This window comes from Oribacterium sp. HCP28S3_H8, assembly GCF_052064775.1.
Classification (GTDB): domain Bacteria; phylum Bacillota; class Clostridia; order Lachnospirales; family Lachnospiraceae; genus Oribacterium.
Genome location: NZ_JBQHUZ010000025.1, coordinates 1 through 1,661 on the forward strand (window position 1 = coordinate 1; position 1,661 = coordinate 1,661).

1 rRNA gene is annotated in these 1,661 nt (G+C 50.3%); it reads left to right on the forward strand.

Going from position 1 to position 1,661, the window contains the following annotated elements:
- Nucleotides 1-112: 112 nt before the first annotated feature.
- Nucleotides 113-1,632: ribosomal RNA gene (locus ACTNEN_RS13260) — 16S ribosomal RNA — on the forward strand.
- The last annotated feature ends 29 nt before the right edge of the window (nucleotides 1,633-1,661 follow it).

The following is a 1,661-nucleotide window of genomic DNA, read 5'->3' on the forward strand; positions in this document are numbered from 1 at the left end:
AAAGAGTTTAAGAAACTCAAAGCGAATTTATTCGCAGTAAATAACGTGAGAACAAAGCATAGCTTCGTTCTGAACGGAAAGAACTTAACGGTTCGTAAGAACCGTGCTTATTTAAGATGAGAGTTCGATCCTGGCTCAGGATGAACGCTGGCGGCGTGCCTAACACATGCAAGTCGAACGGAGTTTTTATTGATTTCTTCGGATTGATATAGAAACTTAGTGGCGGACGGGTGAGTAACACGTGGGTAACCTGCCTTACAGAGGGGGATAGCAGCTGGAAACGGCTGATAATACCGCATAAGCACACAGTACCGCATGGTACAGGGTGAAAAGATTTATCACTGTAAGATGGACCCGCGTCTGATTAGCCAGTTGGCAGGGTAACGGCCTACCAAAGCGACGATCAGTAGCCGACCTGAGAGGGTGAACGGCCACATTGGGACTGAGACACGGCCCAAACTCCTACGGGAGGCAGCAGTGGGGGATATTGCACAATGGAGGAAACTCTGATGCAGCGACGCCGCGTGAGTGAAGAAGTATTTCGGTATGTAAAGCTCTATCAGCAGGGAAGATAATGACAGTACCTGACTAAGAAGCCCCGGCTAACTACGTGCCAGCAGCCGCGGTAATACGTAGGGGGCAAGCGTTATCCGGATTTACTGGGTGTAAAGGGAGCGCAGACGGAATGGCAAGTCTGAAGTGAAATCCCGCGGCTTAACCGCGGAATTGCTTTGGAAACTGTCAGTCTAGAGTACTGGAGGGGTAAGCGGAATTCCTGGTGTAGCGGTGAAATGCGTAGATATCAGGAAGAACACCAGAGGCGAAGGCGACTTACTGGACAGCAACTGACGTTGAGGCTCGAAAGCGTGGGTAGCAAACAGGATTAGATACCCTGGTAGTCCACGCAGTAAACGATGAATACTAGGTGTCGGCAGGCGAAGCCTGCCGGTGCCGCCGCAAACGCATTAAGTATTCCACCTGGGGAGTACGTTCGCAAGAATGAAACTCAAAGGAATTGACGGGGACCCGCACAAGCGGTGGAGCATGTGGTTTAATTCGAAGCAACGCGAAGAACCTTACCAAGTCTTGACATCCCGATGACGGAAACTTAACCGTTTCTTCTCTTCGGAGCATCGGAGACAGGTGGTGCATGGTTGTCGTCAGCTCGTGTCGTGAGATGTTGGGTTAAGTCCCGCAACGAGCGCAACCCTTATTGTCAGTAGCCAGCATTGAGTTGGGCACTCTGACGAGACTGCCAGGGATAACCTGGAGGAAGGCGGGGATGACGTCAAATCATCATGCCCCTTATGACTTGGGCCACACACGTGCTACAATGGCGTAAACAAAGAGAAGCAAAACCGCGAGGTCAAGCGAATCTCAAAAATAACGTCTCAGTTCGGATTGTAGTCTGCAACTCGACTACATGAAGCTGGAATCGCTAGTAATCGCAGATCAGAATGCTGCGGTGAATACGTTCCCGGGTCTTGTACACACCGCCCGTCACACCATGGGAGTTGGTAATGCCCGAAATCAGTGTTTCAAAAACGGAAGCTGCTGAAGGCAGGACTAATAACTGGGGTGAAGTCGTAACAAGGTATCCCTACGAGAACGTGGGGATGGATCACCTCCTTTCTAAGGATAAAAGTAAGGGTCTGTGTGTT